The organism is Paraburkholderia sp. BL6669N2 (genome assembly GCF_003387275.1).
Classification (GTDB): domain Bacteria; phylum Pseudomonadota; class Gammaproteobacteria; order Burkholderiales; family Burkholderiaceae; genus Paraburkholderia.
On sequence record NZ_QUNA01000001.1, the window covers coordinates 1,869,019 to 1,882,889 of the forward strand.

15 protein-coding genes are annotated in these 13,871 nt (G+C 61.0%); 3 read left to right on the plus strand and 12 right to left on the minus strand.

Translation table 11 applies throughout. The features are described from left to right. Positions 1-89 precede the first annotated feature (89 nt). From hscB to B0G80_RS08645, 7 genes are all read right to left on the minus strand, one after another. On the minus strand, positions 90-617 hold the full coding sequence (gene hscB / locus B0G80_RS08615; RefSeq protein WP_116117711.1) for a Fe-S protein assembly co-chaperone HscB: 528 nt from the start codon (positions 615-617) through the stop codon (positions 90-92). A 168-nt stretch (positions 618-785) separates the two neighbouring features. Further along, on the minus strand, positions 786-1,109 hold the full coding sequence (gene iscA / locus B0G80_RS08620) for an iron-sulfur cluster assembly protein IscA (protein ID WP_035546490.1): 324 nt from the start codon (positions 1,107-1,109) through the stop codon (positions 786-788). 158 nt (positions 1,110-1,267) lie between these two features. After that, a complete protein-coding gene (gene iscU / locus B0G80_RS08625; protein ID WP_007181285.1) occupies positions 1,268-1,681 on the minus strand; it encodes a Fe-S cluster assembly scaffold IscU in 414 nt (137 codons plus the stop codon). An 80-nt stretch (positions 1,682-1,761) separates the two neighbouring features. Then, positions 1,762-2,985 carry an IscS subfamily cysteine desulfurase gene (locus B0G80_RS08630; protein ID WP_116117712.1) on the minus strand — a complete coding sequence of 408 codons (1,224 nt, stop codon included), beginning with the start codon at positions 2,983-2,985 and terminating at the stop codon, positions 1,762-1,764. 75 nt (positions 2,986-3,060) lie between these two features. After that, positions 3,061-3,591, minus strand: coding sequence for a Fe-S cluster assembly transcriptional regulator IscR (iscR, locus tag B0G80_RS08635; RefSeq protein WP_012433568.1), 531 nt, complete (start codon positions 3,589-3,591; stop codon positions 3,061-3,063). 133 nt (positions 3,592-3,724) lie between these two features. Then, complete coding sequence (locus B0G80_RS08640) at positions 3,725-4,222, minus strand: low molecular weight protein-tyrosine-phosphatase (RefSeq protein WP_116117713.1); 498 nt, start codon at positions 4,220-4,222, stop codon at positions 3,725-3,727. Between the two features lie 159 nt (positions 4,223-4,381). Further along, positions 4,382-4,621: a hypothetical protein gene (locus B0G80_RS08645; RefSeq protein ID WP_116117714.1), complete on the minus strand. Its 240-nt coding sequence runs from the start codon at positions 4,619-4,621 to the stop codon at positions 4,382-4,384. A 267-nt stretch (positions 4,622-4,888) separates the two neighbouring features. Here B0G80_RS08645 and B0G80_RS08650 point away from each other — a divergent pair, with 267 nt between their 5' ends. Continuing rightward, the gene (locus B0G80_RS08650; RefSeq protein WP_116117715.1) at positions 4,889-5,458 is read left to right on the plus strand and encodes a hypothetical protein; all 570 of its coding nucleotides are present in this window, start codon (positions 4,889-4,891) and stop codon (positions 5,456-5,458) included. Positions 5,459-5,681: 223 nt separating this feature from the next. Here B0G80_RS08650 and B0G80_RS08655 read toward each other — a convergent pair whose 3' ends face one another. Then, positions 5,682-7,097, minus strand: a complete 1,416-nt coding sequence (locus B0G80_RS08655) for a lactate utilization protein B (RefSeq protein ID WP_116117716.1) — start codon at positions 7,095-7,097, stop codon at positions 5,682-5,684. A 100-nt stretch (positions 7,098-7,197) separates the two neighbouring features. Then, positions 7,198-7,920: a (Fe-S)-binding protein gene (locus B0G80_RS08660; RefSeq protein WP_106279429.1), complete on the minus strand. Its 723-nt coding sequence runs from the start codon at positions 7,918-7,920 to the stop codon at positions 7,198-7,200. A gap of 178 nt (positions 7,921-8,098) precedes the next feature. Here B0G80_RS08660 and B0G80_RS08665 point away from each other — a divergent pair, with 178 nt between their 5' ends. Then, positions 8,099-8,905, plus strand: a complete 807-nt coding sequence (locus B0G80_RS08665; RefSeq protein WP_106279427.1) for an IclR family transcriptional regulator — start codon at positions 8,099-8,101, stop codon at positions 8,903-8,905. A 103-nt stretch (positions 8,906-9,008) separates the two neighbouring features. Here the strand turns inward: B0G80_RS08665 and pbpG are convergent, their stop codons facing one another. Continuing rightward, entirely contained in the window at positions 9,009-10,205 is a 1,197-nt protein-coding gene (pbpG, locus tag B0G80_RS08670) for a D-alanyl-D-alanine endopeptidase (protein WP_116117717.1), read from the minus strand. Positions 10,206-10,292: 87 nt separating this feature from the next. Next, positions 10,293-10,574, minus strand: coding sequence for a hypothetical protein (locus B0G80_RS46375; RefSeq protein WP_147309845.1), 282 nt, complete (start codon positions 10,572-10,574; stop codon positions 10,293-10,295). A 403-nt stretch (positions 10,575-10,977) separates the two neighbouring features. Between B0G80_RS46375 and B0G80_RS08675 the strand changes: the two genes are divergently transcribed. Continuing rightward, positions 10,978-11,550: a phasin family protein gene (locus B0G80_RS08675; RefSeq protein WP_012433576.1), complete on the plus strand. Its 573-nt coding sequence runs from the start codon at positions 10,978-10,980 to the stop codon at positions 11,548-11,550. A 339-nt stretch (positions 11,551-11,889) separates the two neighbouring features. On the opposite strand, the gene lpdA is transcribed toward B0G80_RS08675, so the two are convergent. Continuing rightward, the gene (lpdA, locus tag B0G80_RS08680) at positions 11,890-13,695 is read right to left on the minus strand and encodes a dihydrolipoyl dehydrogenase (protein ID WP_116117718.1); all 1,806 of its coding nucleotides are present in this window, start codon (positions 13,693-13,695) and stop codon (positions 11,890-11,892) included. Between the last annotated feature and the right edge of the window lie 176 nt (positions 13,696-13,871).

The following is a 13,871-nucleotide window of genomic DNA, read 5'->3' on the forward strand; positions in this document are numbered from 1 at the left end:
GGCCGCTCGGCCCCGTCCTGAATTTTCGCGTTGCTGGATGAAATGCTACGGCTCTTCTGGCGGGCATCGCCGCATTCGTGGCGCGCCCGCTAGTTCTCGAGCCGCTCGATCTGCGTGCCGATTTCCGACGCCACCCGTTCGATGAACATCAACTGCCGCACTGCCTCGCCGGCCGCCTGATTCGCGCCGCTATCGAGCAACGCGCCGAGCTTGTCGAAACGCATGCGCTCTTCGTCGCGCAGTTCGGTGAGCAAGGCGCCGAGCGCGTCGACGTTCTTTGCCGCGGCCGCGTCTTCGATGCCTTCGCGCCATTCCATCTGCTGCATGAGGAACGCCGGCTCCATCGCCGTGTTGTTCTCCGCGCCGACGTCGATGCCGCGCAGATGCAACAGATACGTGGCGCGCTTCAGCGGATCGCGCAGCGTCTGATACGCCTCGTTGGTCCGCGTCGCCCATTGCATCGCAATGCGCTTCTGCGCGTCGCCGGCCGCCGCGAAGCGGTCCGGATGCACTTGAGCCTGGACCGTGCGGTAGGCGTGATCGAGCGCGGATGCGTCGAGCGCGAATTGCGCCGGCAGATCGAACAGGTCGAAGTGGCTGTCGTTCAGCGAGGCCATCGGATAAAAGAAGTCCGTTCAGGAAAGCGCACCGGAGTGCAGTCAAAAAGCGCGGTCTTGCGACGAATTGGCGGCGGTACACGCAGCACCGGCATAGGCGAATTCGCGGATCAAATTAAAAAGGCGGCCCGCGCCGCCTTTGATCCGCTGCACGCGGAATGTCCCGATTTACACGCGGAACGATTCGCCGCAACCGCATTCGTCCTTCACGTTCGGGTTGTTGAACTTGAAGCCTTCGTTCAGCCCTTCACGCGCGAAGTCGAGTTCGGTGCCGTCGATATAAGCGAGGCTCTTCGGGTCGACAATGATCTTCACGCCGTTGCAATCGAACACTTCGTCTTCGGGCGCGAGTTCATCCACGTACTCGAGCTTGTAAGCCAAGCCGGAGCAACCTGTTGTACGCACGCCGACCCGCAAGCCGACGCCCTTACCGCGCCGGATCAGATACTTCTGGACGTGCTGTGCTGCCTTTTCGGTCAACGTAATTGCCATAGCGTTTCTCATTGCGCAGCGCGTGCCGGTCATACCTCTACCTGCTCACGCGCTGCTACCCTGCCTGCGTCAAATATCGTTCGTGCCGGACGGCTGGCCTCAATTCGCACCCTCGTCCGTTTCGATTTACCTGAAACCGCGCCGCAACCGCCGCTTGATCAAGCGTGCTGCTTTTCGTCCGCGACGACCGCTTCACCGTGGCGTTGCTTGTAGTCGGCGACCGCTGCCTTGATCGCGTCTTCCGCGAGGATCGAGCAGTGGATCTTCACCGGCGGCAGCGCCAGTTCTTCGGCGATCTGCGTGTTCTTGATCGACATGGCTTGATCGAGTGTCTTGCCCTTCACCCATTCGGTGACGAGCGAGCTCGATGCAATCGCCGAACCGCAGCCATACGTCTTGAACTTCGCGTCTTCGATGATGCCGTCCGCGCCCACGCGGATCTGCAGCTTCATCACGTCGCCGCACGCCGGCGCGCCGACCATGCCGGTGCCGACTGCATCGTCGTCTTTCGCGAAGGAACCGACGTTGCGCGGGTTTTCGTAGTGGTCCAGAACCTTGTCGCTATAAGCCATGATGACACTCCTTGATTCGTTTCAACCTGCAATTCGTGCAGTTAGCAATTCGATAAATTCGACGCTGTCCAAACGGCGCGTCAGTGCGCTGCCCACTGGATGGTCGAAATATCGATCCCGTCCTTATGCATTTCCCACAGCGGCGACAAATCGCGCAGCTTCGAAATCTTGGTCTTCAGCAGGTTGATCACGTAGTCGACGTCCTGCTCGGTCGTGAAGCGGCCCACCGTGAAGCGGATCGAGCTATGCGCCAGCTCGTCGTTACGGCCCAGCGCGCGCAACACATACGACGGTTCCAGCGAAGCCGACGTACAGGCCGAGCCCGACGACACCGCTACATCCTTGACCGCCATGATCAGCGATTCGCCTTCGACGAAATTGAAGCTGATATTCAGGTTGTGCGGCACACGCTTTTCCATGTCGCCGTTCACATACACTTCTTCCATTTGCGACAGGCCGCGCAGCAGACGATCGCGCAGCATGCGGATGCGTTCGTTTTCCGTAGCCATTTCTTCGCGCGCGAGACGGAACGCTTCGCCCATGCCGACGATCTGGTGCGTGGCCAGTGTGCCCGAACGCATGCCGCGCTCGTGACCGCCGCCGTGCATCTGCGCTTCGATACGGATACGCGGCTTGCGACGCACGTACAGCGCGCCGATGCCCTTCGGACCGTAGGTCTTGTGCGCCGAGAACGACATCAGGTCGACCTTCAGCTTTTGCAGGTCGATTTCGATCTTGCCGGTGGCTTGCGCCGCGTCGACGTGGAAAATGATGCCCTTTTCACGAGTGATCTCGCCGATCGCCTCGATGTCCTGGATCACGCCGATCTCGTTGTTCACCGACATGACCGACACCAGAATCGTGTCCGGGCGCAGTGCCGCCTTGAATTTATCAAGGTCGATCAGGCCGTCGTCCTTGACGTCCAGATACGTGACTTCGAAGCCTTCGCGCTCGAGTTCGCGGCAGGTGTCGAGCACGGCCTTGTGCTCGGTCTTCACCGTGACGATGTGCTTGCCCTTGCTCTTGTAGAAGTGCGCGGCGCCCTTGATGGCCAGGTTGTCCGACTCCGTGGCACCCGAGGTCCAGATGATTTCGCGCGGATCGGCGTTCACCAGCGCGGCGACATTCTCACGCGCTTCTTCGACTGCGCGCTCCGCCGCCCAGCCATAGGAGTGGCTGCGCGATGCGGGATTGCCGAACTGCTCGCGCAGATACGGAATCATCTTGTCCACCACGCGCGGATCGATCGGCGTCGTCGCGCTGTAGTCCATGTAGATGGGCAGATGGAGAGTGTCGTTATTCATCAATTGCTCCGGGGACGTCATGTGCTCTGGCTTCTGGGTTTCTTATCAGGCTGCGGTGACTGCTCGATACCGCGCCTAGGAACCGGCCATGTTGAAAACTGAATTCGGCCCTTTCGGCGCCACGCGGACGGGTTCGACCGCCGGCGCTTCGTTGCGCCTGTCGCGTATCACGGCCGGCGCGCCTTCCCGCGAGCGCTGCTGATCGACCAGATCCTTCAGGGACACCGAATCGAGATACTCGACCATTTTCTGGTTCAGCGTGGACCACAACTCGTGCGTCATGCAGTGGCCGTCGTGCTGTTTGGTGCCCTCGCACGAGCCCTTGCCGCCGCACTGGGTGGCGTCGAGCGGCTCGTCGACCGCGATGATGATGTCGGCCACCGTCACGTCTTCAGCGCGGCGGGCCAGATTGTAGCCGCCGCCCGGTCCGCGCACGGACTCGACGATTTCATGACGACGCAGCTTGCCAAACAGCTGCTCGAGGTACGACAGGGAGATGTGTTGGCGCTGGCTGATACCCGCAAGCGTCACCGGGCCCTGCTCCTGGCGCAGTGCCAGGTCAATCATCGCCGTGACGGCGAAACGGCCTTTCGTGGTGAGTCTCATATGGTGTGGGACCGCAATTCTCGACAAGTTTTGTCAAGTATAAATACATGAGCGATTTAGTCAAGTATCCCTACCGCGATTTGGGTCATTTGCTTAATTGCTGAATCAGCGCGGCGCGCGCTCCCGCTGAACTCTATGCAAGCAATTGGGGACGCAGCGCCGCGATGAGGCCGCGGCAGGCAACTTCACATTGATCCAGCACTTGCTCGAAACCTTCCGCGCCGCCGAAATACGGATCGACGACTTCGCGGGCGCCACTCCAGCGGGCGTCTCCTTCGGGAACAAATTCCATCAGCAGACGAATCTTGTCGCGTTGCTGCGGCGGGCAGATCTGACGCAACGCGACGATATTTTTGTCATCCATGGCGATCAGCAGATCGAAGCGGTCGAAATCCGCCGCGGCGATCTGACGGCCGCGCAAGTCGGCGATCTCATAGCCGCGCCGGCCGGCCGCCTGCTGCGCGCGCTCGTCTGGCGGCTCGCCGATGTGCCAGTCGCCCGTTCCAGCCGAGTCGATCACAATGCGTTCCGCGAGCTTCGCCTCGCCGACCAGATGACGCATCACACCTTCCGCGGTCGGCGAACGACAGATGTTCCCGAGGCAGACAAAGCAGATGGATACGGTTTTCATCGAGGGCTTTTCAGGCGCGTGAGGCCCGCAGGCTGACTGTTAATAAATGTTGCCGCGATTATACAAAGCTGGCCGGAATCTCGCCGGGAGCCAGGGCGCGGCTGTCGCGAGCGTGGCAGTGGGTACAGCGGCCGATTGTGGTCACGCTCGACCCCGTGCTTACGACGCTTCCGCCACCGGCATCGCCGTGGTGGCGCGCATCGGTTTGGCCGGCAATGTCGAGGCGTCGTCGATCATGCCGTACGAAACGGCACGCGCGAGTTCAGCCGTCAACTGGTCGGCCGCGAGTGGAGCTTGCGGGACGCGCGACGCGGCGTTGCCACAAATATGCAGATAACCAGCCGCAGCGAGCGGCAAAACGATGGCGAGGGGCCAGTACACCGATATTGTCTTTTTCATGATGTCGATTCTTCCGATTGGGGCAGTTGAGTTCGTTAACCACTATGCCCAGTCGAAATCTTATAGAAATTCACAATCGGGAAAAACCCACTGGCGCGACATAGAGCGTTGCTCTGGATGGAACAGTGAATTCACGTTTCGGTGCGCACGACGTTCCACACGGGTCATGGCACAGAAAATAAATCCTTACAAACACATACAAAGCTGCTGCGACGGATGGCGATAATAGCGGTCTTACAGAAACAAAATCCCGCATCGGTCGATCACATGAAACGCTTTGGTTTTGCACCACTCGCCTGCCTCGCTGTCGCCACCCTGCTCGGCGGCTGCGCGGTCTATCCGGACGGCACGCCCATGTATAGCAATGGCTACGGCGGCGGCTATAGCGGCTATGACAATTACGATGGCTACGCCCCCGGTGTGCCGGTCGTGCCGCAAACCAACGTATACATGGGCTATAGCGACTACTACGGCCCCGGCTACTACAACAACGGGCCGGGCCGCTATTACGGACCCGGACCCGGCTACGGCGGCTATCCCGACCGGGGCCGGCCGAACAACGGCAATTATGGAAACAACGGCAATCACGGCGACAACGGCGGCTGGCACGGTCAGCCGAACGGCGGATCGCACGGCGGACCGCCGCCGCAGGGTGCCGTCGGTGGCCCGCGCGGACCGAGCGGATCGAATGCGCCTCGACCGGGGGCGGGCAGCCCGCCGCCACCGCCACCCCCGCAGCAGCAGGCCGGCGGTGGAGGCGGTCACGGCAACGGCAATAACGGCGCACCCGTGCGAGGCGTGCCGGGTCGCCAGTCGGGCCAGATGACGGACCACTGATCTGGACGAACCGCATGGTTGTCGCGCGGTACGCATGTGCTGATGCGCAGGCGCACCGCGCTCTGATTTTTGCGGCCACAACATGCGGGTGGCCCCGGCGATATCACATAGACGGCATTGCGCTTCGACGCGAGACGAGACAGCGCGATACCGGAACCACCGGCTCGCCTAATGCCGAGCGAATAGAAACAGACGACAGCAATGTCGGCCCATCAACGCTTACTCAGCCAATATGACTGCGCTGCGCCGCGTACAACTCCCTGAACGTTCGGCCGACCGGAGCGGGCATATCCCGCGTATTGGTCCAGCCCGCGCCGCCCAGCGGCAGCTTGGCGATCGACCGGTTTCTCCCGCCCATGCGTTCCAGCACACGCACAGCCAGCTTGGTGAAAAGCGCGTAAGCGTCCGGATGCAGCGCCAGAAAACCCCACACGGCGAGTCCCATGCGCTCTTTCCACGGTCGCAGACGCCGCTCCACCTGCTTCTCGCGAAGCTTTCGCAACAGGTCGGATAGCGGAATGCCCACCGGGCACACGCTATTGCACTCGCCGCACAAGGTCGCGGCCTGGGGCAAATCCAGCGCTTTGTCGATGCCGACATAGCTCGGCGTCAACACTGAACCCATCGGGCCGGGATACACCCAGCCGTAAGCATGCCCGCCCACCTTCTGATACACCGGGCAATGGTTCATGCACGCGCCGCAGCGGATGCACCTCAGCATGTCCTGGAAGTCGCCGCCGATCAGCCCCGTGCGCCCGCCGTCGACAAGCACCACGTACATATGCTCGGGACCGTCCTGGTCGCCCTCGCCGCGCGGCCCCGTCAACAGGGAAAAATAGTTCGAGGTGGTCTGCCCGGTCGCCGAGCGCGGCAGGAGACGCATCGCCGTAGCCAGATCTTCGAGTGTTGGCAGCACTTTCTCGATGCCCGTCACCGCCACATGCACGCGTGGCATCACGGTGCACATGCCCTCGTTGCCCTCGTTCGTGACCAGCACGACCGAGCCCGTTTCCGCCACCACGAAATTGCCGCCTGTCACGCCCATGTCAGCGGTCATGAAATGCGGACGCAGCATCTCGCGGGCTTCGCGCGTCATGTCAGTGATTTCGGTCAGGCGCGGCCGGTTGTGAGTCTTCGCGAACAGGTCGGCGATCTCGTCCTTATCTTTATGGACGACCGGCGCGATGATGTGGCTCGGTGGCTCGTTATCGTTGATCTGCAGAATGTACTCACCCAGATCGGTTTCGATGGATTGCACGCCCATCTGCCCGAGCACTTCATTCAGGCGCATTTCTTCGGTGACCATCGACTTGGTCTTGATCACCTTCTTCACCTCGTGCCGGCGCGCAATGTCGCCGACCAGCCGCGCGGCCTCCTGGGTCGTCTCCGCGAACAGCACCGTCACGCCGCGCCGGGCCGCTTCGCGCTCGAAGGTTTCCAGCCACACGTCGAGATTTTCCAGCGCGCGATTGCGACGTTCCTTCAGCGCGGCGCGCGTGGCGGGAAAATCGATCGCGGTCATGGCCGTGGCGCGGGCCGACACGAACTTGGTCGACAGCTTGGTGAGGTTCTGCTGCAGACGCTGGTCGGCGAGTTTCTGACCGGCGCGTGCCTTGAATTGCATCGATTGGACTTGCATGGCGGCCTTGGGCGTAATCAGGCAAAACGGGCGAAGCGCGAGCGGATACGGGTCAAGCGCGCATATCTGGATGAAGACGGCGGCAGTACGGCAGCCCGCGTTATACGTCGCCGGCCAGCACCTGCGCGATGTGCAGCACGCGCGTGGTGGCGTCGCCGGTACGCCGCAGACGGCCTTCAATATTCAGCATGCAGCCGAGGTCGCCTAGCACCACGGTGCCAGTACCGGCCGCCCGAATATTCGCGCACTTTTCGTCGACGATCGCCGTGGAAATGTCGCCATACTTGACCGCGAATGTGCCGCCGAAGCCGCAGCAATGCTCGCAATCCTTCATCTCGTTCACCGTCACGCCGACTTGCGCCAGCAAGGCGCGCGGCTGCGCCTTCACGCCGAGTTCGCGCAGCCCGGAGCAGGAATCGTGATACGTGACCTGCCCCGCGAACTCGCCCGGCTGCAATTGCACCTTGGCCACGTTGACAAGGAAATCGGTCAGCTCGAACACCTTCGCGCGCAGCCGGCCGAAGCGGTTCATCAGTTCGGGGTCGTCGGCGAAGAGGTCGCCGTAATGCGCGCGGATCATGCCACCGCACGAACCGGACGGAACCACGACGTAATCGAACTGCTCGAACTCGCGCAGGGTCTTCTCGGCCAGATCGCGCGCGATGCGCCGCTCCCCCGAGTTGTATGCCGGTTGCCCGCAACAGGTTTGCGCGGGCGGCACCATCACCTCGAATCCGGCGCCTTCAATCAACTTGATGACCGAAAAACCGATCTCGGGACGCATCAGGTCGATCAGGCAGGTAACGAACAATCCGACTCGCATGAGCCCTCCTTCGGGAAAACGTGCCTGATTATCCGCTGTTTGCCGCACAATACCAACGGCCGGAAGCCATAGGACGAAAGCGGCCTGATTTGGAATAGGCGTTCCAACCGCTTTCCATCTTTTCACAATACGGGATACAATCAATTTCCGCTGTTTGACGCGTCAACCGATTCCTCCCATGAGCGATACGAACCCGGATCCCAAAACTTCGATCCAGGTGATCGAACGCATGATGCGCTTGCTCGACGCACTCGCTGCGCATAGCGACCCGGTCAGCCTGAAAGAACTCGCCATCCGCACGGAGCTGCATCCGTCCACCGCGCACCGCATCCTGAACGATATGGTGATGTGCCGGCTGGTCGACCGGTCGGATCCCGGCACTTACCGTCTCGGCATGCGCCTGCTCGAACTGGGCAATCTGGTGAAGGCGCGCCTGTCGGTGCGCGACGCGGCGCTCACGCCGATGCGCGAATTGCATCGTCAGACGGGCCAGACGGTGAATCTGTCGGTGCGTCAGGGCGACGAGATCGTCTATATCGAGCGCGCGTATTCCGAGCGATCCGGCATGCAGGTGGTGCGGGCGATTGGCGGACGGGCGCCGTTGCATCTGACCTCGGTGGGCAAGCTGTTCCTCGCCGCCGACGAATCCACCCGCGTGCGAGCCTACGCCACGCGCACCGGTTTGTCGGGCCACACGCAGAACAGCATCACCGACCTGACCAAACTGGAGCGCGAGTTGTCGCACGTGCGCCAGCAGGCGTGCGCGCGAGACAACGAAGAACTGGAGCTAGGCGTGCGCTGCATCGCCGCCGGCATTTACGACGACACCGGCAAGCTGGTTGCCGGTCTATCACTGTCGGCGCCGGCGGACCGCCTGCAAGATTCCTGGATTGGCCAGCTTAGCCAGACGGCGTTGATGATCTCGGAGTCGCTCGGCTACCGGCCGCAACCCTCGCAAGACCATTCGCATAGCCATCACGCGTAAGCCGGCACTTCGCTTCTTCCGCTCAAAACAAAAAGCCTCGCATTTTTTGCGAGGCTTTTTGTTTTCATGCGGCCGGTCGGAAACCGGCCACGGAACAAACGCTTCAGGTACCCGGGCCGCCGGCGTCCGCGCTGGTAATGCGCGGCTCGCCGCCACCGTTATCCAGCCATGTGCGCAGACGTGTGGCGTCGGCGAATCGCGAGTACTTACCCGACGAGTCGAGCAGCACCATGATCATCGGGCGGCCGTGAATGGTCGCCTGCATCACGAGGCACTCGCCCGCTTCGTTGATGAAGCCGGTCTTCTGCAGACCAATGTCCCACGTCGGATTGCGCACCAGCGCATTCGTGCTGTTGTACGCGAGCGAGCGCTTGCCGGTGTACACCTCGTAGCTGTGATCGGTCGAGAACTTGCGGATCAACGGATACTGGTACGCCGCGTTGACCATCTTCACGAGATCGCGCGCGCTCGACACGTTCTGGCTCGTCAAACCCGTGGGGTTTTCAAAGTGCGTGTCGGTCATGCCAAGTTGTCTGGCCTTCGCGTTCATGGCCGCGAGAAATGCCGGACGGCCGCCCGGGAAATAGCGCGACAGCGCCGCGGCCGCGCGATTTTCCGACGCCATCAGCGCGATGTGCAGCATATCTTCACGCGACAGCACCGAGCCCACCGACAAACGCGAGCCGGTGTTCTTTTCGTAATCCCGGTCTTCGTCCGTGACTTCGATCTGGTCGGTCATGGCCTCTTTCGAGTCCAGCACCACCATTGCGGTCATCAGCTTGGTGATCGACGCGATCGGCACCACGGCGCGCGAGTTCTTGTCGAACAGCGATTCGCCCGAGTTCTGATCGATCACGTACGCGACGCTCGAGCGCAGCATGAGAGCGTCCGGCGTTTCGTGCAGACCGAAAGCCTGGCCGACGCTCGGCTGACGCGGTTCGTACGCGACCCGGCGCACCACTGAGTGATGACGGCCGTTCGACGTGTACGTGACGCGCTTACGCTTGACGCCCGCGCGCGGCGCGTCGTCGTCAGCGGCGGCTACGGTCTTTGCAGCCGCGCCTTTGGTCGCTTTCGAGGCCTTGCTCGACACCTTGGTCTTGGCATCAGACTCGGCAGCCGGCTTTTTGGCCGCTTTGGCGTGTTTGGAAGTTTTTGCAGTTGCAGCGGGCGTGGCGGCAAAAGCGCTCACGGGCGTGGCAAACGCCGCTGCGATGACCATGGAGACGGCCACCGACAGCGCGGTGCTGCGGGCCGCGCCGTGGATCACTTTTAGCGACGAAAACATGTCGGTTTTCATGGGTGTTCGGTAGGGAGCGGCGAGAGGTTTCCGCAAGTGTAGTAAAACAACGAAAAATTAGCAATTTGAAGCACTTATACGCGCTCCTTAAACCGGCTTGTAAGCTCCGATCGCAAAAACACGAATAAGTGCCGCGCATCGATCGAAAAAAACGATCGCCGGCGCGTTACGCCTCGCCGCTGCCACCCTATGCCGGAATCGAGGTGATTCTTCCAGCATAACGGCAATTTCGAGGCAACCTTGATCAGGGGAAATACGGTTAGAGCGCGTGCGGTTAAAACCGCCGGAGCGACCGGGCCGGAGTCGTGCAACGAGGTTGTTAAACGCCTGCTGCAGACCGCCAACGCGCATTCGACCAGCATCAAGCATTAACGTTCCGTGACACTTTTCGGTTTACACCGAAACGGCCATCGAGCGCTTTTTTAACAAGTGCCGGATGTTAGCCGCACCGCGTTAAGCCCGCACCTGCCGGGCAGATACACCTTACCATTTCGTAATAAATACAGCGTGGTTGAGCACCAGTGCGGTGCGGCGATTAAGTTGACCTGCGTCATGAAGATGTCATGCCGATCGCATAACGCTATGTTTTATCAGTAGTTTCTTAATATTGTGCGACGCACAAAAAGCACTTGACATTCCTTGCAGCCATCCTAAAATAGCAGTCATTGCTGCGATGCACAATTCATCGCGGTCCGGCGGGATGCACCAATGTGTCCCACCATTCACCCAATGCGGTCCGCACAGACAGACCGCGATTCCAGGAGCGTAAACCATGACTCTGCTGACCCCTGAGCAATTCGCCGCAGCCCAGAAAGCCAACTTTGAAACGTTGTTCGGCCTGACGACCAAAGCATTTGAAGGCGTCGAAAAGCTGGTTGAGCTGAACCTGCAAGTCGTGAAGTCGACGCTCGCGGAAAGCCAGGAAAATGCCCAACGCGCCCTGTCGGTCAAGGACGCGCAAGAATTGCTGGCACTGCAAGCAAGCCTTGCACAGCCGGTGGCTGAAAAGGCGCTGTCGTACGGCCGTCACGTGTACGAAATCGTTTCGGCAACGCAAGGTGAATTCACCCGCGTCGCGGAAGCGCAATTCGAAGAGCAAAACCGCAAGGTCCAATCGCTCGTCGAGAACGTCGCAAAGAATGCACCGGCTGGTTCGGAAACCGCTGTCGCCGTCCTGAAGTCGGCTATCACGGCTGCCAACACCACGTACGACACGGTCCACAAGGCCACCAAGCAAGCTGTCGAAATCGCTGAAAGCAACTTCAATGCAGCCGCAACGGCCGCATCGAAGGCAGCTTCGCAAGCCGCCGCACAAGCATCGCGCTCGGCCAAGAAGGCAGTCTAAGTTTCATTTCAAGCATCACCCAACGCCGGCACAGCTTGAACGCTGTGCCGGCGTTACCGCAAGCAACAGCGTAGTGCCGTTGCCGTTCACACGGCTTTACTGGCCGAACGCTCCGATACGTTGAATAGCGTATCGTTTGCCCGGCGAAAGGCCGGGATTTTTTTGTGCGACGCTTTCTCGCCGTCGCGTGAATCGTTCAGCATGTGTTGATGAGGCCGTCGTCCCGACGGCAACCGCCCTACTCCGCTGCCCAAAGAAAAAACGGCGCGTCCCGCAAAGGGCGCGCCGTTTTTTGCTTCATCGAGCCTGCCTGCACGCGTGCAGGCAGACCGAATCGCGTTACTTCTTTTTCTGCGGCGGCAGGTCGGTACAGACGCCTTCGTACAACTCGGCGGCCATGCCGATCGATTCGCCGAGCGTCGGATGCGGATGAATCGTCTTACCGATATCCGTTGCGTCCGCACCCATCTCGACCGCGAGACACACTTCGCTGATCAGGTCGCCCGCATTCAGACCGACAATCCCGCCGCCGATCACGCGATGCGTTTCCTCGTCGAACAGCAGCTTCGTGAAGCCTTCGTCGCGGCCGTTGGCGATTGCACGGCCCGACGCCGCCCACGGGAAAACTGCCTTGCCGTACTTGATACCTTCGGCCTTCAACTGGTCTTCCGTCTTGCCGGCCCACGCCACTTCCGGATCGGTGTAAGCCACCGACGGAATCTGCAGCGCGTCGAAGTACGCCTTCTCGCCGTGTGCGACTTCGGCGGCGACGTGAGCTTCATGCACGGCCTTATGCGCGAGCATCGGCTGACCGACGATATCGCCGATCGCGAAGATGTGCGGCACATTCGTGCGCATCTGCTTGTCCACGTCGATGAAGCCGCGATCCGTCACCGCGACGCCGGCCTTGTCCGCGCCGATCTTCTTGCCGTTCGGCGAACGGCCGACGGCAACCAGCACCAGGTCGTAGCGTTGCGCTTCCGCGGGCGCCTTCTCGCCTTCGAACGACACATAGATGCCGTCGTCTTTCGCTTCGGCTGCGGTGGTCTTCGTCTTCAGCATGACGTTGGCGAAACGCTTGCTGTTGTACTTCTCCCAGACCTTGACCAGATCGCGGTCCGCGCCGGCCATCAGGCCGTCGAGCATTTCGACCACGTCGATCTGCGCGCCGAGCGTGGCATACACCGTCGCCATTTCCAGGCCGATAATGCCGCCGCCGATCACCAGCATGCGCTGCGGAATCTGGCGCAGTTCGAGCGCGCCGGTCGAATCGACCACACGCGGATCTTCCGGAATGAACGGCAGCTTCACCGCTTCCGAGCCCGCGGCGATGATCGCCTGCTTGAACTTGACGACCTTCTTGCCACCCTCGACCTGCACTTCCATATGATGCGGATCGACGAACGAGCCCGTGCCCGTGACCACTTCGACCTTGCGCATTTTCGCCATGCCGGCGAGACCGCCGGTGAGCTTCTTGACGACGCCCGACTTGAAGTCGCGCAGCTTGTCGAGATCGATTTGCGGCTTGCCGAACGTGATGCCGTGCGAGCCGAGCGCTTCGGCCTCGTCGATCACGAGCGCCGTGTGCAACAACGCTTTCGACGGAATACAGCCGACGTTCAGACACACGCCACCAAGCGTCGAGTAACGCTCGACCAGCACTGTCTTCATACCCAGGTCGGCCGACCGGAATGCCGCCGAATAGCCGCCGGGACCCGAACCGAGCACGAGCATGTCGCACTCGATATCCGCGTTGCCGGAGAAGCTACCCGCCTGCGGAGCAGGCGCGGCAGCCTTAGCCGGAGCCGCCGCTTGCGCGGCTTGCGGTTTGGCGTCCGCCTGAGCGGGCGCCTTCTCGGGCTCCTTGGCTGGAGCCTTCGGCGCGTCTTTCGCGGGCGCTGCATCCGCCGATGTTTCGACGAGCGCGATCACCGTGCCTTGCGAGACTTTATCGCCGGCTTTGACGCGAACTTCCTTGACTGTGCCGGCGGTATCGCTCGGCACTTCGATGGAGGCCTTATCGGACTCGAGCGTCATGAGAGCCTGTTCGTTCTCGATGACATCGCCCGCTTTGATATTGACTTCGATGACATCGACGTCTTTGAAGTCACCGATATCCGGCACTTTTACTTCGACGAGACTCATTAGTGTCCCCTTCTCGTATTGATCGTGATGAAGGAAGAACCCAAAAAAGCGGCCCAAAAGCTGGCAGCGTGGCGAACAGAATCATCCTTTGCAGTCCGCCCAAGGACGCGCCTTTCTTTTGCCTACTTTTCTTTGGAAGACAAAGAAAAGTAGGTGCCGCCCCGCACAGGGGCGAC